Genomic DNA, 18,922 nt, shown 5'->3' on the forward strand with positions numbered 1-18,922 from the left:
CGCGTTCTAGCGCCCCTCAGGACCTGGAGGTTCGGTATGGCGCGCGCAGGGTGGCAGTCTGATGATGAGATTTCCGTTGACGAGCTGCTGCGGGAAACCGGGGCCATGCCTCGGTCGCTGGATGCCTCCGAGCCCCATGTGCGGGTGCGTGAGGATGACACCGGGGCCGGCTATCGGGAACGGCTCGAGCAGCGGGCGCGGGAGGCCGCCGCCGCTCAGCAGCGGGCCGGGCGGCGGATTCGGTGGGTGTCCGCCCTCTGCGGGGGCCTTGTCGTCATCGGGAGCCTGGTGATCATTGCCGTCACCTCGGAGAGCTCGCCCGGGCGGCAAGTCGCCATGGCTCCTGATCCGCTTGCCCCCGCCACCACTTCGCGAACCGTCGCCACCACGGCGCCGAGCCCCACGCCGGTGCCCACCGTTCTGCGGCAGATCTCGACCTCCGCGTCGCCCACGACGGCGGCGCCCAAGACCACCGCCGCCACCAGCCAGACCCAGGTTGCCGCGCCGCCCGCTCCGGTCGCCTCGTGCACCGTCCACTACGCCGTCACCGACCAGTGGAACAACGGGTTCACCGCCGGCGTCGCCGTCACCAACACCGGCAACCAGACGATCGAACCGTGGACCGCCGGCTGGACCTTCACCGCCGGGCAACGGGTCACCCACAGCTGGAACGGCGACTACTCCCAGAGCGGCTCGCGGGTCACCATGAAGGCGGTTTCCTACAACCTGACCCTCGCCCCGGGCGCGACCGTCAACATCGGCTTCAACGGCGCCTTCGACCACGGCAACCCCACGCCCGTCGGCTTCACCCTCAACGGCGCCTCCTGCGGGACGAACTAGACCGTGTCCTCCGGACGGCGACGGCCCAGCGTCGCCTCCGGGTGCTCGGTGCGGCGGTCGGAGTCGCGCAGGACCTCGCGGGCCTGGCCCTCGGGGTCCGCACTGTCGACGGCCTGCTCTTCCGGCAGCAGCTCGGCGCGGGTTTCGGTCCGGTCAGGAGTGTCGGTCATGCTTCGCAGGTACCCGGTCCGGAGCGATCTCAGACACCGCGCAGCCAGCCGAACGCGAGCGCGACGACCAGCCCGGCGACCATCAGCACGAGGACGCCGGTGAGGACCAGCCACAGCACCGGCATCGCCTTGGACGGCATCGGCTGCGGGTGCGACAACCCCGACGTCTGAGCGGAGTCGGGTGGTGTGCTGCCCGGGGGCACCCCGCCCCCGGCTTCCAGGTCCGGGGTCCGGCGGGGGTCCGGATCCGGGGGTTCGGCGGTCATGGCGGCACCGTCCTTCCGTCGCTCCCGCGGCGGGTGCCCGGGCCGGCGGCCGGGCAAACCGGTCAATCCCGGGAGCGGCGGTTGCCGGCCGCGTCGCGACGCAGCTGGTCGGTGTGGGCCGAGATTTCGCCGAGCTGCTCGGCCAGTCCGGCGTGTGCGCCGGTCAGGTGCGGCTGGGCGGCGGCCAGCGGCGGGAGCAGCGTCGCCGGGTCGTCGTCGCCGAGGGCCGCGCCGAGGCGGTCGGCGCTGGCCTGGCCGGCCGGGCCCAGCCCGTCGAGTGCGCTGACCCGGCCGGCGAGCTGGCGCAGGATCGCGGAGTTGCGGCGGGCCCAGTCGGCGACGGCCCGGTCGCCCGCGCGCCGGTCGCGTTCCGCGTCGACCCGCGCTTCGCCGGTCTTCTCGCCGGTGTGCGACGGCTGCAGCCGCAGGTAGCGCCGTTCCGCGGCCTGTCGGCTCGCGACGCCCAGCGCGGGCGCGAGCGCCACCCAGCTGGCACCGGCCGCCCTGGCCGCCGCGATCAGCTCCGGTTCCCAGCTCGCCAGCTCCTCGCGCAGCAGCCGCAGGCCGGACAGCGCGTCCAGCACCCGGGCCTGGTCGCCCGTCCCGGCCCGGGCGGCCGCGACCACCTCCTGGATCCGGCGCAGCACGCCGGTGGGATCGATCCCGTCCATCACGTCATCCTTTCGACGACCCACGTCTTGTCATCGTTTTGACGACATGCTAGAACAGGTCCGCGTGTTGACACCAGAGTCGACGAGTTCCAGGAGGTGGATCCCGATGTTGATGCGCACCGATCCGTTCCGTGACCTCGACCGTTTCGCCCAGCAGGTCTTCGGCGCCGGCACCTGGTCGAAGCCGGCCGCGATGCCGATGGACGCCTACCGCGCCGGCGACGAGTTCGTGGTGTGCTTCGACCTGCCCGGCGTCGATCCCGGCGCCGTCGAGCTGGACATCGAGCGCAACGTCCTCACCGTCAAGGCCGAACGACGGCCGCTGCCGACCGGTGACGACGTCCGGATGCACGTCTCCGAGCGGCGGCTGGGCGTGTTCTCCCGCCAGCTGTTCCTCGGCGACACCCTGGACACCGAGCACATCACCGCGAACTACGACGCCGGGGTGCTGACCGTCCGCATCCCGATCGTCGAGAAGGCGAAGCCACGGCGCATCGAGGTCGGCGGCGCCGGCGATCGCACGCAGCTCGAGGCCTGACCCCCAGGGCGAGCCGGCTCAGGGCCGTTCGACGCGGAAGACCGCGATGCGTTCCGCGGCCGCCGCAACGGCGTTCGGCGTCGCTGCGTCCGCCAGGCCGGTGGTCACGAACCGCTTTCCCACGCTCGGCGGGCTCGATTCGACGAGCCGGCGCAAGACCGGCCGACGCTCCGCCACGGGCAGCTCGGCCAGGCGGGCGACCGACGAACGGCGGCCGCGGGTGAGCGTCACCTCACCCGCGGCCCGCACGTTCGCCACCCAGGCCGCCTTCGGATAGGCCTGGACGATGTAGCGGGCACCGTCGATGGGGATGACCGCGATCGGGAACGTGCGGGGGACGCCGGTGCGCCGCCCGGGCACCGTGAGCAGTTGCATCGGGCCGAAGGCGACACCGAGCCGCTGCAGGCCCACGACGATCTTGTTGCCGGCGTTGACCATCCGGCGGTAGCTCTGCGCTGTTGTCATACCCCGACGGTACACGAATTCATACGAAACTCATACGATCTGTCCGTCATATCTCCTCGCGGTCGGGACCGGGCTTCGGCTCCGGCGGCAGCGGGTCCGGCACCGGCACGCCGGGTTCCGGCAGTGGCTGGTCCGGCCCCGGGTCCGGGCCCACGGGAGCGGGCTGGATCGGTTCGGGCGGTATCGGGGGTGCGGTCGACATCGGTCTTCCCTCCGCCTCACTGCGCCGCCCGTGATTCGGACGGCGATCATCCAGAGGGGCTACCCGCTGTGGCGGGTCGGGGAAACTCGTTGACCCTGACACCGTGTCAGGCGCTATCCCGGAGCCATGACACCTTTCCGCACCGCGATCGAGGTGGCTGCCGGGATCCGCCGCGGCGAGCTCTCGGCGCGTGACCTGACCGAAGAGCTCTTCGCCCGCATCGACGCCTCGACCGTCAACGCGGTTATCGCGACCTGCCGCGACTTCGCGCTCGAGGCCGCTTCGGAGGCCGATCGGGCCGTGGCGCGCGGCGACGACGTCGGCCCGCTGCACGGCGTCCCGATGACGATCAAGGACGCCTTCGCCGTGCAGGGCCTGCCGACGACCTGGGGCGAGCCGGCGTTCGCGGACTGCGTCGCGGACGAGGACGCGGCGGTCGTCGCCCGGCTGCGGGCGGCGGGCGCGATCGTCGTGGGCAAGTCGAACGTGCACCACCTGCTGGCCGACTTCGGCCGGACCGACAACCCGCTCCACGGGCGGACGCTCAACCCGCGCGACCACACCCGGACACCGGGCGGCTCGAGCGGTGGCGCCGCGGCCGCGCTCGCCGACGGCCTGACCTCCCTCGAATACGGCTCCGACCTGGCCGGGTCGATCCGGATCCCGGCCGCCTACTGCGGTGTGTACGGCCTCAAGCCCACCCCGGGCACCGTGTCACTGCGCGGGTTCCAGCCGCCGGGACCGCCCGCACCCCTCGCCCGGGAATTCCCCTCGGCGGTCGGTCCCCTGGCCCGGTCGGCGGCCGACCTGCGGCTCGCCCTGGACGTCACCGGCGGCCCGCTGCGACCCGCCCGGCACGCCCGGCTCGAGGACTTCCGAGTCGGCGTCGTGCTCGACGATCCGGCCTGCCCGGTGACCGGCGAGGTCGGCGCGGCGCTGTCGGACGCCGTCGACGCGCTGGCCCGCGCCGGGGTGCGGATCCGCGAAGGCTGGCCGGCGGACGTCGACCCGATCGCCCAAGCGGAGGCGTTCGGCTTCCAGGTGGACCTGTTCTTCGCGAGCCAGGAAGGGCGGGAACCGGCCGGGACCGCCGAGCAGGAGCGGCGGCGGGCGGCGTTGACCGCCGCGTGGGACCGGTACTTCGCCGACCTGGACGGGTTTCTCTGCCCGACGGTGTTCACCACGGCGCCGGCGCACGACGACCGGCACCGCTACGAAGACCAGGTGTTCTGGATCGCGCAGGCGTCGCTGCCCGGGCTGCCGGCGGTCAGCGCCCCGGTGGGCGGGGTGCGGCCGGCCGGGCTGCAGGTCGTCGGGCCCCCGCACGAGGACGACACCGCGCTCACGTTCGCGGAACTCGCCGCGGACGTCGTCGGCGGGTTCGTCCCGCCTGGGGCAGGATCGAGCCGTGTTCTCGATCGGTGACTTCGCCCGCCACGGCCGGGTTTCGGTCCGGATGCTGCGCCACTACGACGCGCTCGGCCTGCTGCGCCCGGCGCGCGTCGACCCCGCGACCGGCTACCGCAGCTACACCGCGGGCCAGCTCGCGCGGCTCAACCGGATCGTCGCGCTGAAGGACCTCGGGTTCACGCTGGAGCAGGTGGCCACGCTGCTGGCGGACGAGGTCACGGTCGAGCAGGTGCGCGGCATGCTGGCGCTGCGGCGCGCGGAGCTGGAAGCCGCGCTGGCCGAAGGCGCGGCCCGGCTGGCGCAGGTCGAAGCGCGGCTGCGGACCATCGAGGCGGAAGGCCGGCCACCGGCCCACGACGTCGTCGTCAAGGAGCTGCCCGGCATGCGGGTGGTGGAGCTGACGGGGGTCGCGGCGGGGTTCGCGCCGGAGGCGATCGGGCCGGTCGTCCACCCGCTGTGCGCGGAGCTCGGCCGCCGCCTACCGCAGGCGGACGTCACGCCGGCCGGCCGGCTGACCTGTTACTACGAGCAGCGCGCGGAGGACGAGGTCATCGTGCACGCCGCGATCCCGGCGTCGGTCGGCGGCGGCGATCTCAACGGCCTGGCGGTGGCGGACCTGCCGGCCGTCCGCGCGGCGACGCTCGTCCACCGCGGCGCGATCGACGGCGTCCTGCCCAGCTGGCAGGCGGTGGTGCGCTGGATCGACGACCACGGCTGCCGGTCGGCCGGGCCGCAGCGGGAGGCGTACCTGGACTGCCCGGAGGATCCGGCGGGCTGGGTGACGGAGCTGCAGGAGCCGATCGGCTAGGCCGGGCGATGGGCGTGCTCGCCCGTGGGGAGGTCGCGGTCGACGTGCTCCGCGTGGTGCAGGGCCTGGGCCAGCAGGCCGCGCACGTGGTTGTCGGCCGCCGAGTAGTACACGAACGTTCCTTCGCGGCGGCCCTTCACCAGGCCCGCCAGCCGCAGTTTGGCCAGGTGCTGGCTGACCGCGGTCGGGGCGGCGCCCGCCAGTTCGGCCAGGCAGGCCACCGAGGATTCCCCCTGCAGCAGCGCCCAAAGCACCTTGATGCGGGTCGGGTCGGCGAGCAGCCGGAAGGACTCCGCGGCCAGGTGGACCTGCTCTTCGGTGGGCATGTCGAACTCCGGCAGCGACGCGTGCATGGCGGCAACCTTACTACTTGCGTATCTGCATGCTTGCGCAGATAGACTGCCCCCCATGCCGAGACACGGACACTCGAAGTGGCGGCCGCACAGCCACGACAGCGCCGACCGAGTCGACCACGCCCTCGAAACCAGCCGGCGCGGCGTGCGCGCGCTCGTGTGGTCGTTCGCCGCGCTCTCCTTGACCGCCGTCGCGCAGCTGGTGCTCGTGCTGGTCACCGGCTCGGTGGCGCTGCTGGGCGACACCATCCACAACTTCGCCGACGCGCTGACCGCCGTCCCGCTCGGCGTCGCGTTCCTGCTCGGCCGCCGCGCCGCGACCCGCCGCTACACCTACGGTCTCGGTCGCGCCGAAGACCTGGCCGGCGTGGTGGTCGTGCTCGTCGTCGCGGCTTCGGCGGCGATCGCCGGCTACGAATCGGTGGTGCGGCTGCTCGATCCGCGGCCCGTCGCGCACCCGTGGGTGGTCGCCGTGGCCGGCGTGATCGGCTTCGCCGGCAACGAACTCGTGGCGCGGTACCGGATCAAGGTCGGCCGCGAGATCGGTTCGGCCGCGCTGGTCGCCGACGGGCTGCACGCCCGCACGGACGGCTTCACGTCGTTGGCGGTCGTCGCCGGCGCGGCGGGCGTCGCGTTCGGCTTTCCCGCGGCGGATCCGATCGTCGGGCTGGTGATCACGGTCGCGATCCTGTTCGTCTTGCGCGACGCAGCGAAAGAGGTGTTCCGGCGGCTGCTGGACGCCGTCGACCCGGCGTCGGTCGAGCTGGCCGAACGGACGGCCCGGGCGGTCGACGGCGTGCTCGGCGCCCGTGACCTCCGGATGCGCTGGATCGGGCACCACCTGCGGGCCGAGCTGGCGGTGACGGTGGCGGCGGACCTCACCGTCGAGGCCGCCCACGCGCTGGCGCACGAGGTGGAACACCGGCTGCTGCACACGATCCCCCGGTTGACCGCGGTGGTGGTCCACACCGAACCGGCCACCGGGGCCGAGCGCGCGCACGAGGCCGTCGCCCATCACCACTGAGTTCCGGAAACTGTCGGTGCCGTCCGCTAGCTTCGCTCACGTGATCGACCTTGAAGCGGAGATCGAACGGGTGCTCGACGGCCCGCCGGGCAAACTCGCCTTCCGCGCCCTGTGCGCGCTCCTCGACCGGGCGGGCAGCCCCGCGCCCCTCGTCGAGCGGTGCGAGCGGCGGCTCGCGGCGTGGCCCGACGAGGTGCGCGAAGCGCCGTGGTCCTGGCTCACGGCGTTGGACGCGGGGCACGCGCGACCGGGCTGGCCGCTCGCCCGCTCGATCGCCTTCCGGTCGGGACCCATCGGCACGGCCGATCCGCCGTTCCCGGATCCCCGCGAACGGCCGGAGGTCCGCGGGATCAGCGTGCTCGATCTCGGCTACTTCGCCGCGGAGGAGCTCGCGGCCGTCACCCGCGACCTGCCGCACTGGGAGAACCTGCGGACCCTCCGGACGAGCTTCCTCTCGCGGCTGAACACCGAGGTGGTCGCCGGCTTGGCGGCCGCCCCCGGCCTCGCGCGGCTCGAAGCGCTGAACCTGATCGAGCTGCGGGAAGATCTGTTCAACTTCGACTGCCCGCCGTTCCGGCCGCCGGCCGGCCGGACCCTGCGGCTGTGGCACGCCGGGCTGCGCGCCCCCGCCCTGGTGCACCTGCTGCGCTCGGACCTCGTCCCGGACCTGCGCTCCGCCGACGTCATCGTGGGCAGCGCCGCCGAAGCGCGGGACCTCGCCGGCTGCCCCGGGCTCGCCCGCCTCGACCGGCTGGCGATCGGCTTCCGCTGCGGCCACGACCGCCGGTCCCCGCTGGCGACGCCGTTTTTCGGCAACGTCATCGAGGCCGACGACGAGGCCTGCGCGGCTTTCTTCGGCCGGGCGGACCTGTCCGGCCTGAAGACGCTGGAGATCCACGGCGTCCAGCTGCCACTGGGTCGCGAGGGCCTCGGCGCGCGAGGCGTGGCGGCCGTCGCCCCCGTCCTCCCGCAGCTGACCGAACTCACACTCACCCTGCTGCCCCTGGGCGACGCCCCGCTCGCCCAAGTGGTCAAGGCCCTGGACCACGACCGCGTCGAGAAGCTGACGCTCACCGACGTGGTGGCCACCGACGTGACCGCCGCCGCGTTCACCGGCGCCTTTCCGCGGCTGCGCCACCTGGACCTGAGCCGCAACCACCTCACCGAGGCCGGCGCCCGGCACCTGGCGGCCGACGTCCGGTTCCCCGCGCTCGAGCACCTCGACCTGTCCGGCAGTGGCGCCGGCTCACCGTACTATTCGCGTCCACTGCTCCAGCCGATCGGCGACGCCGGGGCCCGAGCGTGGGCCACCTCCCCCAACGCGGCGAACCTGACCCGGCTCGGGCTGGCGGCCACCGGCCTCGGCGCCGGCGGGCTCGACGCCCTGCTGCGGTCGGAGAACCTGCGGAACCTCGCCGACCTGGACGTGTCCGGCAACCCGGTGGCCGGCTGGTCCGCGGACCTCCCGCCCACCCTGCGCACCCTCGACCTCGCCCAGTGCGGCCTCGGCGACGACGACGTCCGGGCGCTCACCGCGGCCGGGCCGGTCCCCGCCCTCACCGGGATTTCCTTGGCGTACAACACGATCGGCCCGGCGGGTGCGAAAGCCCTCGCGTCCTGGAGCGCGCTGCCCCGGCTGCGGGAGCTGAACCTGCACGACAACGTCCTCGGCGACGACGGCCTGGCCGAGCTGGCCGGGTCGCGGGCGGCCCAGCTGCTGGTCGAGCTGGACCTCGAGCAGGACTGCTGGAACGACGCCCAGCAGCCGTACGGTGTCCCGCTCCCGCCCGGAATCGCCGACCCGGCGGCCTTCCCGAACCTCGATGCGATGTTGCTCGGCGTCGTCGACGAGTACCACGGCGCCCGCTACTCCTGCGGGTTTCCGCCGCAGGCCCGGGAAGAGCTCCTCGCCTCGGGTACCGCCCGCCCCGAACTGGTCGCCTTCCTCACCCACCTGGAGATGGACGAGGTGGACAGCGAGCCCGAAGAGCGCGGCGGCCACGACTTCCGGCCCGACGCCGCCGCGCGGCACGCCGAGTCGGTCGACCAGGCACGCGACTTCGCCCGCCGCCTGCGGGAAGGGGACACCGGCTGAAACCCGGTCAGCCGACCGGCTGCTCCGCCGGTTCCGGCTTCGGGCTCAGCACGCCGGCGAACACCGCCGCCAGCACGCACAGCAGCACCGGCACCCCGAAGGTCACGTTCAACGGCATCCACCGGGTCAGCCCGCCGATCAGCGCCGGACCGGCCAGCAGGCCGACGTAGCCGAGGCCGACCACCCGGGCCATCAACGCGCCCGAAGCCCGCGTGTCCAGGTTGCCCGCCGCCGTGAACAGCTGCGGGACACCGCCCGAAAGGCCCAGGCCGAACAGCGCCCAGCCCACCAGGGACACCGGTACCCACGGGGCCGCCGCGGCCGTCGTCAGGCCCACCGCCGCCAACGTCGCTCCATATCGGACGATCGCCGCCGGGCCCGCCCAGGCCGCGACGCGGTCGGTCAGGAAGCGGCCGGTCGTCATCGCCACCGCGAACGCGCCGTACGCCAGCGCCGCCGTGGACGCCGAAGTACCGAGCACCTTTTCCATGTGCAGCGCGGCCCAGTCGTTCGCGACGCCCTCGGACAGCATCAGCGCGAGCGCCAGCAGGCCGAGCAGCCAGACCGTGCGGCCCGGGGTCCGGCGCACCGGCCCGGCGGCGTCAGCAGAGGCGGTGTCGGAAGAAGCGGCGGCAGGGGCGTCGGCGGGCTCCATCAGGAATCGCGCCGACAGCACGGAAAGCAGCACGCACAGCAGGCCCGTGCCGGTCAGCGTCACCCCGGTGGGCACGCCCGCCTTCAGCGTCCCCGCGCCGATGACCGCCGCGATCGCGCCGCCGATCGACCACATCGCGTGGAAGGCCGCCATGATCGGGCGCGGGTAGGCCCGCTCGACGATGACCGCGTGGGAGTTCATCCCGACGTCGATCGCGCCGTTGCCGAAGCCGAAGAAGATCAGCGACAGGCCCAATGCCCACCACGAGCTCGCGAACCCCGGCCCGCACACCGCGAGGCCGAGCAGGATCCCGGCGGCGGGGACGAGCCGCCGGTGCCCGAGCCGGTCGACGAGCGGGCCGGCCACCTGCATGCCGGCGAACGCGGCGCCGCCGAGCACCAGCAGCAGCGCGCCCAGCGTGCTGTGCGAGATGCCCGTTGCACGCTCGATGTTCGGGATGTGCACCACCCACATGCCCATGGCGAACCCGTTGAGGCCGAAGAACATGAAGGTCGCGAACCGGGCGGCGCGCGGGCGGGGCGGGACGGTCATCGGCTCTCCCAAGGGACGGCGACGTGCACGAGCACGCCACGCTCGGCCAGCGCGGCACGCTGGTCTTCCGGCGCGCCGGGGTCGGTGATCACCACGTCGGCGCGGTCGGCGGGACAGATGCGGGCGAGCGCGGCCCGGCCCCACTTGGCGCCGTCGGCGAGCACGATCGCCCGCGCCGCGACGTCGAGGGCGGCCTGCTTGACCTCGGCGTCGCCCAGGTCGAAGGCGGTGAGCCCGGAGTCGAGGCCGAACGCGCAGGGGCTGAGCACGGCGACGTCGAACCGCAGGGCCCGCAGCGACGCCAGCGTCAGCGGGCCCACCAGGGCCTGCTCCCCCGGCCGCGGTTCGCCGCCGGGCAGCAGCAGCCGGACGTCCGGGTCGTCGGCCAGCTCGCGGACCGCGTGCAGGGACAGCGGCATCACGGTGATCGGGCGCCCGCGCAGCAGCCGCGCCAGCTCCAGCGCCGTCGTGCCGCTGTCGAGCACGACCGTCTCGCCGTCGCGGATCAGCTCCGCCGCCGCGGCGGCGATGGCCCGCTTCGCCGCGATCGCAGCCGTCGCGCGGGCCGCGAACGGAGGTTCGACCCCCGACGGCGACGCCGGGACCGCGCCGCCGTGCACCCGGCGCAGCACGCCCCGGGACGCCAGGTGGTCGAGGTCGCGGCGGACGGTCATCTCCGATGCGCCGGTCGCTTCGGCCAGCTCGGCGACGCCCACCTGGTCGGCGTCCCGCAGCCGTTCCACGATCACCCGTTGCCGTTCCGCGCTCTTCACGCCGTGATGCTCGCAAGCCGCCCGCGTTCGCACAACCGGTTTGTTCGTTCGCTCACGCAACTTGTGCGAACGACCGCTGCGGCATGATGGTGCCGTGACCGCCGCCGAGACCACCGCGACCCCGTGACCGGGGGCTACCTGAAGGGCCGGATCCGCCGCGAAGACATCATCACGGCGGCGGCCGCGGCGTACGGCGAACTCGGCTACCACGGCTCGTCGCTGCGCGAGATCGCCAAGCGCGTGGGGATTTCCCACGCAGGCCTCCTCTACTACTTCCCCACCAAGGAAGCCCTGCTCGCCGCCGTGCTCGAACGCCGGGACGCCGAGGATTCCGAACGCGAGCAGTTGACCGTGCCGCCCGGGCTGGCGGTCCTGCGCCACTTCGTCGCGCTCGCCGAGCACAACGTCCGCCACCCCGGGATCGTCGACCTCTACTCCCGGCTCGCCGCCGAAGCGGTCGCCGCGGACCACCCGGCGCACGAGTACTTCGTGCACCACTACCGGGCCGCGCGCGACGGCGTGTACGAATCGTTCGAAGCCCTCGCGGCCCGCGGCGAACTGCGGGACGGCGTCGAGCCCGCGATGGCGGCGCTGACGTTCATCGCGCTGATGGACGGCTTGCAGGTGCAGTGGCTGACCGTGCCCGGCGACGTCGACCTGGTCGGCTCGCTGCGCTTCTACCTGCAGAACCTGCTCACCGTCCCGCTCTAGAGGGTCTTCGCGTACGGGTCCCACCCCGCCGGCAGCAGCGGCGGGACGTCGACGGTGCTCGCGACCTCCACGCTCTGCCCGCGCGTCATGGACTCGTCGATCGAAAGCATCGCGTCGAGCACGTGGTAGGCCAGCTCGCCGGACGCGCGTTCCGGCACACCGGCCCGGATCGCCCGCGCCAGTTCCAGCGCGCCCGTGCCGCGTGACGCCGAGTGTCCTTGCGGCGCCAGCTCTTCCGGCTCGTCGCGGTCGAGCAGGTGCAGCCGGGTCGGCTCGTCGAACCGGTTGGGGTCGGGCAGCGCGGCGGTGCCGAGCGTGCCGGTCAGCTCGAGCAGCGCGGCCCGCTTGAGCGCCGAGTCGAAGCTCAGGACCAGCTGCGCCGAGGCGGTTTCGAACTCGACGAGCGCGGTCACCGTCGTCGGCACCGAGACCGGGAACTCCGTACCCGCCCGCGGCCCGGACCCGACGACCCGGGTGTCGCGCCCCCGCCCGCCGGCCCCGGTGACGCGCCGGACCGGGCCCAGCAGGTGCACGAGCGCCGTCAGGTAGTACGGGCCCATGTCGAGCAGCGGGCCGCCGCCGGGCTGGAAGTAGAACTCCGGCGCGGGGTGCCACCGCTCCGGCCCGGGCACCTGGAACAGCGCCAGCGCGGTCAGGGGACGGCCGATCCGGCCTGAGTCGACGGCTTGCCGTGCGGTCTGCAGCGCGGCACCGAGCACGGTGTCGGGAGCGCTCGCCACCCGCAGGTTCTTCTCCCGGGCGCGATCGAGGACCTTGCGGCCGGTCTGGCGGTCGAGCGCGAGGGGCTTCTCCGTCCACACGTGCTTGCCCGCGTCGAGCGCGGCGAGCCCGACCTCGGCGTGCGCGGCCGGGACGGTCAGGTTGACCACCAGCTCGACGTCCGGGTCGGCCAGCAGCTCGGCCACGGTGCCCGAGTGCGGCACGCCGTGCTCGGCCGCGCGGGCCGCCGCGCGCCCGGTGTCGAGGTCGGCGACCCGCACCACGCGGACGTCCGGGAAGGCGGTGAGGTTCTCGAGGTAGGTGCCGCTGATGACGCCGGTGCCGATGATCCCGACGCCGACCGGCCCGCCGGTCACCGGCCCGCGCCGGTCAGGAAGGCGAGGCTGGCGGCGATGGCCTCGAAGAGGTCGCCGTCGAACGCGTCGAATTCGACCACGCGCAGGGCGTCCGGCGCGGCGGCCAGCACCTCGGCGACCGGCACCCGGCCCTGCCCGGCCGGGACCTGGCCGGTGGCGTCGGTGGCGAGCCCGCCGTCCTTGACGTGGATGGCCCGCACCCGGTCACCGAGCCGCCGCAGCAGGGCGGGCGCGTCCTCGCCGCCCGCGGTGGCCCAGTACGTGTCGACCTCCAGGGCGACCGCCGGATCGAGCTGTTCGGCGAAGACTTCCAGGGCGCTGCGGCCGCCGATCCGGGACTCCAGTTCCCACCAGTGGTTGTGGTAGCCGACACCGACGCCGTGCTCGGCCGCGAGCTTCGCGGCGGCGTTCAGCGCGTCCGCCGTGGCCGCGATGTCGGCGGGCTCCTGCCACCGCTCGGGCGGTACGAACGGGTCGATCACCAGGCCGATGCCCAGCTCCGCCGCGGCGGCGAAGACGGCAGGCTGGTCGGCGCCGAGCAGCTGCGCGTGCGCGGTCGGCGCGGTCAGGCCGTTGGCGGGCAGCCCGGCCCGCAGTGCCTCGGCGTTTTCGAGGACGCCGTACGGCTCGACCTGCGTGAAGCCGATCGCGGCGAGCCGCCGCAGGGTGTCGGCGGGATCGGCCGCGAAGGCATCGCGGACCGAATACAGCTGCACGGAAGGCACGCTCATCACCGGCTCCTCCACTTCCCCGTGGCGCCGTCCGCCGCGGCTTCTCAATTTCTACCACCTGGTCAAAATTGTGACCAGGGGATTTCCGGGACGTTCCACCGGACGGCGGCGGCACCCGCGTGCGACGGCTCACGCCGGAGGGGGTTTTGCCAACCGCCCGATGGGGCAGTAACGCCAAGAGCAGGGAGCCAGGGCCGATCCGGGAGGTGCCGGTAGTGGACAGGGCAGGGAACGAAAGGGACACGGGGGCCGCCGCCGGGCGCCCGGCGTCCCGTCGCGACCTGACGGACCTGTCCGAGGCCGCGCGCGACCTCGACCGGCGGATCGAGCAGCACCTCGAGCGGCTGCGCCGGGAACGCGCCCAGCGCGCCGCCGACATCCCCGGCCAGCGGCTGCGCCCCAGCGGCTAGCCAAGCCACCTCGGCTTCACCGCCAGGACGCGACCTATTACTCTGGGTGGCCTACGCCGCCGCCGAAAGTCCTGCGAGGTCGCCATGTCCGACACGCCGTCCGTGCTGTCCCCGAGCCAGAAGCCGGTGGGCGTCGACCCCGCCCGGCCGAGCATCGCGCGGATCTACGACGGGTTCCTCGGCGGGCACAACTTCTACGAAGTCGACCGCGTGGTGATGGAGAAGATCCGCACGGCGGTCCCGGAAGCGGTGGACATCGCCCGCGGCAACCGCGGGTTCCACAACCGGGCGCTGCGGATGCTGGCCAACCAGACCGGAATCCGCCAGTACCTCGACTGCGGCTCCGGGCTGCCGACGGCCGAGAACACCCACCAGATCGTGCAGCGCATCGACAAGGACAACACGGTCGTCTACATCGACAACGACCCGGTGGTCCTGGCCCACGGCCGCGCGCTGCTCGTCGAAAACGACTTCACGCACATGGTCGAGGCGGACATCTTCAAGCCGCAGGAAGTCCTGGGTCACCAGGAAGTCCTGGCGCACGTCGACTTCTCCGAGCCGGTCGCGCTGCTGCAGGTGGGCACGATGCACCACTTCGAGGGCGATAGCGTCTTCGACATCATGCGCGAGTACATCGACGCGTTGCCGTCGGGCTCGTACGTGGTGCTGTCGCACTTCTTCGACCCCGAGGTGCCGGAGCTGACCGAGATCGCCAAGCGGATCGAGCAGATCCTCGTCTCCGGCCCGCTCGGCGCCGGCCGCTTCCGCACCCGCGCGGAGATCGAAGCGATGATGGCCGGTCTCGAGATCGTCCAGCCGAACGCGACGTCGGGACCGGGCATGGCGGTCTGCGACGAGTGGTGGCCGGACGGTCCCCGGCTCACGCCGCTCAGCGACTCGGCGAAGTGTGTCGCCGGGATCGTCGGCTACAAGCCGTAGCGCCTCAGCTTTCCGGTTCCTCCGCGGTCTCTTCGGCCGGGACCGCCCCGTCGCGCAGCCACTTCAGCTTGACCTCGAACTGGCCCTGCAGCCCGGTGCGCGCGATCACGGCCCCGGCCTGGGCGTCGAGCTTGACGCCGAACTTGAGCTCCACCTCATCCGGGCCCAGGTCGCGGAACTGCGCCAGCGCGGCGGACGCGGCCGCGCGGACCTCGCTCAGCGCGTGCTCGAAGGTCGTGGTCGCCTTGCGGAGCACCCCCGAAGGCACCGAAGCCTGCTCCAGGCCCGGTTCCCCCTCGACCTCGACGACCACCGAACCGCCGTCGGCCAGCGGGAAACGCACGAACTCCTGCACCGGATCTCCTTCTTTCGCACGGTTTCAGCACGGCAGGTCGAGCCATTGCTCCCGGCCGATGCCGCGGCGCACCTGCTCCAGCTCCCCGAGCAGGGTGTCCAGCCGGTCCGGGTGGGCCAGGTACTCCAGCACCGCCTGGTAGAACGCGCTGGTCATCGCCGAGGGCATCAGGTCCGACGCGTCGAAGCACAGGTCGGTGCCCTTGGCCAGGGTCGTCGCGATCCGCCGGGTCACGTCGCTGCGGTAGACGTCCGGGCCGGCAAGTCGCTGGTGCACCGAGAACGTCGTCCCCCCGGACGGCCAGATCCGCTGCCCCTGCTCCCCGGCCAGGTAGACCATGAGCCGGCGCGCGGCCGGGGTGTCGTGGAACATCCCGGCGAGGTCGGCCGACACCTCCGACCGCGCGGTTTTCCCGGTGCCCGGGAACGGGAAGAACCGGAAGTCCCGGTCGGGCACGGGCGGCCCGGCCGGCCGCGGGACCGCCCGGTAGCCGCCGATCGCGAACGAGCCGAGGTGCTCCAGCAGGCAGCCGGGTGGATTGGTGAACAGGCCCCGGCCGGCGTCGGCGAACGAGGTGAGCAGGGCCGCCGTGCTGCCACCGCGGACCGCGCCCGGCGCCAGGACCAGCGTGCCCCAGCTCTGCCACGCGTCGCGCACGACCTCGTCGGTCCAGGCCAGCTCGCCTGCCGCCCACTTGCGGTATCGGTCCGGGGCCTGGTGCAGCAGGATGTCCTCGAGCCAGTCGGTGCCCGGGAACCCGGAGTTCGGCGGCGCGCCCATGCCGAGGCACCACGGCTGCTGCCCGGCGGCGGAAAGCCGTCGGGAGGTCGCCAGAAGCGCGTCCCAGGTGGCCGGCGGGTCTTCCCGGAACCGGTCCGGGTCGTACCAGACGATGCTCTTCAGATCCGCCTTCACCACGACCGTGTACGTCGTGTTCCCGCCGAGCTGCTGCAGTTTCCGCCACGTCGGGCTGTACGCGGCGGTCGCGTCCGCGTCGAGAACGCCGTCAAGGGACTTCAGCTGCCCGGAACGCGCGTAACCCGCCAGCTCGGCCGGGTTGGACAGCACCGCCACGTCGGGCGGGGTGCCCTGCTGCAGGTCCCCGCGCAGCACCTGGTTCTGCGCGCGGGTGCCCTGGTAGCGCGTGGGAATCCCGGTCTCCCGGGTGAACCCGTCGAGGACCCGCAGGAACGCCGTCTGCTCGTCGCCGGTCCACGACCCCAGCACGGTCACCGGCTCCGCACCGGTCGCGGCGGAACACCCGGAGATCAGGAGCACGAGGGCCAGCGCCGAACCGGCGCAGCGCTTCATCACGGCTCTCTCCTCGCACGGAACCGGTATTCGTCGAGACGGGGTTGCAGGCCACCGGCCGCGAGGACGCCGATCCCCGCGGCCAGCACCGGAATCCCGAACCCGAGGACACCGTTCCAGCCCGGTTCGGTGAGCCCCGGGCCCAGCAACGCCGATTCGTCGACGGCGCCCGGCGGCGCGTCCGGGACGGCGGGCGGGACGGGTGTCCCGGCGGCGAACGCGGTCACCGTCTCGCCGCACGCGGCCACTCCCTGGATCCCGCACTGGGCGGTCAGCACCTGCGCGAGGGTCCACCGGGCCCGGGCGGCGGCGGCCGCGGTGGCCGCGGACCGCGCGTCGACGGCATGCTCCAGCGCGGCACCGCCGTCCCGGGCGTCGGATTGGATGCCGAGCAGCAGCGCCGTTCCCGCGCCCAGCAGCACGCACGCCACCGTGGCGGCCAGCAGCGCGGTGTTCACCGTGCGCCGGAACCGCCGGGCGAGGAACCGCTGGGCCCAGACGAGCGTGGCGAGCAGCAGGACCAGCGGAACCGCCCACAGCGCGGTGATCGCGGGCCCCAGCCAGTTCGCCCCGAGCTGCTCGTCGAGGGCGGCGCGCTGAGCGGCTTCGAGCGCGTCGAGCCGGGCGAGGATCCCGTTGTCCGGCGCGGTCAGCAGGTCCGACGCGGACTGCAGGTTGCTCGCGGCGAGCGGGCCGTCCGGGTCCTGCCGGAAGTGGGCGGCGGCGTGCCCGATGAAGCCGTTGTACGACGGCAGCAGCCCTTCGATCAACAGCAGCGTCTGGCTGCCTGCCTCGCCCGCCGCGTTGTGCTCGGCGACCTGGGCGAGCTGCTGGCTCGTCCGGGCGATTTCGTCCTCGTACTGCTCGCTGGGCCCGGTCAGGCGCGCTTGCCGGGCCTCGAACGCGGTCACCGCCGCCCGGTGCGCGGCCACGATCGCCTCCTTGGCCAGCGACACTTCGAGCACCGCGGGTGCGGTTCGCTCCCGCACCTCGGCGATGCTGGCCCGCACGCCGAGGAAGGTCGCCAGCGCCGTCCCCAGCACCAGCACGCTGCCGGCCACGAGCCCGAACCGCAGCCACCACAGGGTCTGCCGGGTGGTGCTGGTCGCGGTCACGAAGACGCTCCCGCCTCGAACGGCGGCTCGCCGCAGTGCCCGCACCACTCCGCCGTCGGCCGCACCTTTTGTCCACAGTGGACGCACTCGCGCGGTGCGCCCGCGGCTTCGGGCGGGACGGCGACGGCGGGTTCCGCCGGAGCGGTGTAGGTGGAGATGGTCGAACCGAGCACCAGGGAGAAGCCGTCGCGCGGGCGGACACCGTCCTTGATCGCGACCGTGCCGTCCTCGTGCAGGTCGATCAGCCGGCCCAGGCGCTTGAGGATCTCCGCGTTGCCCAGCTCGGTCGCCAGCCGGACCGCGGTGCCCCATTCCCGCGCCGCCGCCTCCCGGTCGTCGCGCTCGAAGGCGTCCCAGCCCGCCCGGACCGCGCGGCCCAGCTCGGCCTGCCCGGTGACGCGGGCGACGTTGTCGTCCGGCACGCTGGAGAGCGCCAGGTCGTCGGTCAGGTAGCCGACGACGGCCAGCTGTTCGCCGACGGGCTCGTCGGCACCGGCGAAGAGCGTGACGGTGCCCAGCAACCGGTCCTCGTACCGCGTCAGCTCTCCCGCTTCGACGTCGAGACACAGGTGGTACTCGCGCAGCTCGTCGCCCCACGCGCCGGTGGGCAGCTCGAGCACACGGCCCCCTGTTGACCGGCACTGCTGGGTGAGTTCGACCTCGGTCGGGAAGACCTGCTTGACGAACCGCAGCCGGCTGTAGGGCAGCGTGGTCAGCCGCAGCCGCAGGTCCGGCACGGTCCGGCCCATCGCCCGCTCGACCAGGCGCCGGAAGTCCCCGGCGAGCTCCGCGTCCTCCAGGACCGCGTCCGCGCTGCCGCGCAGGGCGGCGGCGATCCGCTGCAGGTCCCGCGGCTCCCAGTCGTCGCCGATTCCCCGGGCGTCGCAGGCGAACTCGCCTCGGCAGCGCTCGAGCGCGGCGTCCAGCGCGCCCCGGTGGTCGGATTCGTTCTTGCCGTCGGTGAGCAGCACGGCGTGCCGGATGACGGCCGGGGTCTTCCCGAACAGGTCCCGGGCCAGGTCCAGCCACGTGCTCATCGCCGTGCCGCCCCCGGCGATCAGCCCCGAGGCCGCGGCCTTCGCCTCGCGGCGGGTCCGCTCGCCGGCCACCGCCAGCGGCGGCTCGGCCGGGTACACCAGCCGGGCCCGGCTGGTGCATTCGACCACCCCGAACAGCACGCCGTCCCGCAGTGAGCCGATGGCCGCCCGGCAGGCGTGCCGGGCGGCTTCGATCTTCGTCGGCGGCCAGTCCATCGAGCTCGAGCAGTCCACCAGCAGCAGCTCGGCGGTCGGCGGCAGCCCGGCCGCCGGCACCCCGGCGTCGCCCACCCGCACGGTGAGCACGACGTCCATCCGGTCGTCCGAGGGCGCCAGGTACTTGTTCTGGTTCAGCTGGAGGGTGAACGACGGGCGGTCCCGGTCGGGCATCCGA

The 18,922-nt window shown here is 73.5% G+C and carries 23 protein-coding genes; 9 read left to right on the top strand and 14 right to left on the bottom strand.

Features of this window, described 5'->3' with window-relative positions:
* Positions 1 to 36 precede the first annotated feature (36 nt).
* Entirely contained in the window at positions 37 to 840 is an 804-nt protein-coding gene (locus tag ISP_RS29850; protein WP_230468436.1) for a cellulose-binding domain-containing protein, read from the top strand.
* On the opposite strand, the gene ISP_RS29855 is transcribed toward ISP_RS29850, so the two are convergent.
* From ISP_RS29855 to ISP_RS29865, 3 genes are all read right to left on the bottom strand, one after another.
* Positions 837 to 1,010: a hypothetical protein gene (locus ISP_RS29855; RefSeq protein WP_014467368.1), complete on the bottom strand. Its 174-nt coding sequence runs from the start codon at positions 1,008 to 1,010 to the stop codon at positions 837 to 839. The two genes, ISP_RS29850 and ISP_RS29855, sit on opposite strands and share 4 nt — an antisense overlap.
* Before the next feature lie 29 nt (positions 1,011 to 1,039).
* Complete coding sequence (locus tag ISP_RS29860) at positions 1,040 to 1,276, bottom strand: DUF6480 family protein (RefSeq protein ID WP_013227627.1); 237 nt, start codon at positions 1,274 to 1,276, stop codon at positions 1,040 to 1,042.
* 62 nt (positions 1,277 to 1,338) lie between these two features.
* Positions 1,339 to 1,947, bottom strand: coding sequence for a DUF3156 family protein (locus ISP_RS29865; RefSeq protein WP_013227628.1), 609 nt, complete (start codon positions 1,945 to 1,947; stop codon positions 1,339 to 1,341).
* 106 nt (positions 1,948 to 2,053) lie between these two features.
* On the opposite strand from ISP_RS29865, the gene ISP_RS29870 reads away from it, so the two are divergent.
* Positions 2,054 to 2,485, top strand: a complete 432-nt coding sequence (locus ISP_RS29870) for an Hsp20/alpha crystallin family protein (RefSeq protein ID WP_013227629.1) — start codon at positions 2,054 to 2,056, stop codon at positions 2,483 to 2,485.
* Between the two features lie 18 nt (positions 2,486 to 2,503).
* Here the strand turns inward: ISP_RS29870 and ISP_RS29875 are convergent, their stop codons facing one another.
* A complete protein-coding gene (locus tag ISP_RS29875; RefSeq protein ID WP_230468437.1) occupies positions 2,504 to 2,950 on the bottom strand; it encodes a nitroreductase family deazaflavin-dependent oxidoreductase in 447 nt (148 codons plus the stop codon).
* Positions 2,951 to 2,996: 46 nt separating this feature from the next.
* Complete coding sequence (locus ISP_RS29880; protein WP_014467369.1) at positions 2,997 to 3,152, bottom strand: hypothetical protein; 156 nt, start codon at positions 3,150 to 3,152, stop codon at positions 2,997 to 2,999.
* A 126-nt stretch (positions 3,153 to 3,278) separates the two neighbouring features.
* Here ISP_RS29880 and ISP_RS29885 point away from each other — a divergent pair, with 126 nt between their 5' ends.
* Both ISP_RS29885 and ISP_RS29890 read left to right on the top strand, forming a co-directional pair.
* Positions 3,279 to 4,577, top strand: a complete 1,299-nt coding sequence (locus ISP_RS29885) for an amidase family protein (protein WP_013227631.1) — start codon at positions 3,279 to 3,281, stop codon at positions 4,575 to 4,577.
* Positions 4,561 to 5,370, top strand: coding sequence for a MerR family transcriptional regulator (locus ISP_RS29890; RefSeq protein WP_013227632.1), 810 nt, complete (start codon positions 4,561 to 4,563; stop codon positions 5,368 to 5,370). Before ISP_RS29885 ends, ISP_RS29890 begins: the two co-directional genes overlap by 17 nt.
* On the opposite strand, the gene ISP_RS29895 is transcribed toward ISP_RS29890, so the two are convergent.
* Positions 5,367 to 5,723, bottom strand: a complete 357-nt coding sequence (locus ISP_RS29895) for an ArsR/SmtB family transcription factor (protein ID WP_013227633.1) — start codon at positions 5,721 to 5,723, stop codon at positions 5,367 to 5,369. The genes ISP_RS29890 and ISP_RS29895 overlap by 4 nt on opposite strands.
* A gap of 55 nt (positions 5,724 to 5,778) precedes the next feature.
* Here ISP_RS29895 and ISP_RS29900 point away from each other — a divergent pair, with 55 nt between their 5' ends.
* Both ISP_RS29900 and ISP_RS29905 read left to right on the top strand, forming a co-directional pair.
* A complete protein-coding gene (locus ISP_RS29900; protein WP_013227634.1) occupies positions 5,779 to 6,747 on the top strand; it encodes a cation diffusion facilitator family transporter in 969 nt (322 codons plus the stop codon).
* A gap of 40 nt (positions 6,748 to 6,787) precedes the next feature.
* Positions 6,788 to 8,842: a leucine-rich repeat domain-containing protein gene (locus tag ISP_RS29905; protein ID WP_013227635.1), complete on the top strand. Its 2,055-nt coding sequence runs from the start codon at positions 6,788 to 6,790 to the stop codon at positions 8,840 to 8,842.
* A gap of 7 nt (positions 8,843 to 8,849) precedes the next feature.
* Here ISP_RS29905 and ISP_RS29910 read toward each other — a convergent pair whose 3' ends face one another.
* Positions 8,850 to 10,049, bottom strand: a complete 1,200-nt coding sequence (locus ISP_RS29910; protein WP_013227636.1) for an MFS transporter — start codon at positions 10,047 to 10,049, stop codon at positions 8,850 to 8,852.
* Entirely contained in the window at positions 10,046 to 10,822 is a 777-nt protein-coding gene (locus tag ISP_RS29915; RefSeq protein WP_034286332.1) for a DeoR/GlpR family DNA-binding transcription regulator, read from the bottom strand. The genes ISP_RS29910 and ISP_RS29915 overlap by 4 nt, the downstream gene beginning before the upstream one ends.
* Before the next feature lie 123 nt (positions 10,823 to 10,945).
* On the opposite strand from ISP_RS29915, the gene ISP_RS29920 reads away from it, so the two are divergent.
* Complete coding sequence (locus ISP_RS29920; RefSeq protein WP_013227638.1) at positions 10,946 to 11,533, top strand: TetR/AcrR family transcriptional regulator; 588 nt, start codon at positions 10,946 to 10,948, stop codon at positions 11,531 to 11,533.
* Here the strand turns inward: ISP_RS29920 and ISP_RS29925 are convergent.
* Positions 11,530 to 12,630: a Gfo/Idh/MocA family protein gene (locus ISP_RS29925; protein WP_013227639.1), complete on the bottom strand. Its 1,101-nt coding sequence runs from the start codon at positions 12,628 to 12,630 to the stop codon at positions 11,530 to 11,532. The two genes, ISP_RS29920 and ISP_RS29925, sit on opposite strands and share 4 nt — an antisense overlap.
* Positions 12,627 to 13,361: a sugar phosphate isomerase/epimerase family protein gene (locus ISP_RS29930; RefSeq protein WP_013227640.1), complete on the bottom strand. Its 735-nt coding sequence runs from the start codon at positions 13,359 to 13,361 to the stop codon at positions 12,627 to 12,629. Before ISP_RS29930 ends, ISP_RS29925 begins: the two co-directional genes overlap by 4 nt.
* A 215-nt stretch (positions 13,362 to 13,576) precedes the next feature.
* Here ISP_RS29930 and ISP_RS29935 point away from each other — a divergent pair, with 215 nt between their 5' ends.
* Both ISP_RS29935 and ISP_RS29940 read left to right on the top strand, forming a co-directional pair.
* Positions 13,577 to 13,771, top strand: a complete 195-nt coding sequence (locus ISP_RS29935; RefSeq protein ID WP_013227641.1) for a hypothetical protein — start codon at positions 13,577 to 13,579, stop codon at positions 13,769 to 13,771.
* Positions 13,772 to 13,855: 84 nt separating this feature from the next.
* Positions 13,856 to 14,710: an SAM-dependent methyltransferase gene (locus tag ISP_RS29940; protein WP_013227642.1), complete on the top strand. Its 855-nt coding sequence runs from the start codon at positions 13,856 to 13,858 to the stop codon at positions 14,708 to 14,710.
* 4 nt (positions 14,711 to 14,714) lie between these two features.
* On the opposite strand, the gene ISP_RS29945 is transcribed toward ISP_RS29940, so the two are convergent.
* From ISP_RS29945 to ISP_RS29960, 4 genes are read right to left on the bottom strand one after another with little or no spacing between them, the layout of a single operon-like run.
* Entirely contained in the window at positions 14,715 to 15,065 is a 351-nt protein-coding gene (locus ISP_RS29945; RefSeq protein WP_013227643.1) for a CU044_2847 family protein, read from the bottom strand.
* A gap of 24 nt (positions 15,066 to 15,089) precedes the next feature.
* Entirely contained in the window at positions 15,090 to 16,376 is a 1,287-nt protein-coding gene (locus ISP_RS29950; RefSeq protein ID WP_013227644.1) for an ABC transporter substrate-binding protein, read from the bottom strand.
* The gene (locus ISP_RS29955) at positions 16,376 to 17,491 is read right to left on the bottom strand and encodes a membrane protein (RefSeq protein WP_013227645.1); all 1,116 of its coding nucleotides are present in this window, start codon (positions 17,489 to 17,491) and stop codon (positions 16,376 to 16,378) included. The genes ISP_RS29950 and ISP_RS29955 overlap by 1 nt, the downstream gene beginning before the upstream one ends.
* A complete protein-coding gene (locus ISP_RS29960; protein WP_013227646.1) occupies positions 17,488 to 18,918 on the bottom strand; it encodes a VWA domain-containing protein in 1,431 nt (476 codons plus the stop codon). Before ISP_RS29960 ends, ISP_RS29955 begins: the two co-directional genes overlap by 4 nt.
* Positions 18,919 to 18,922: the final 4 nt, after the last annotated feature.

The sequence above is a fragment of the Amycolatopsis mediterranei genome, assembly GCF_026017845.1.
In the GTDB taxonomy this organism is placed as follows: Bacteria; Actinomycetota; Actinomycetes; order Mycobacteriales; family Pseudonocardiaceae; genus Amycolatopsis; species Amycolatopsis mediterranei.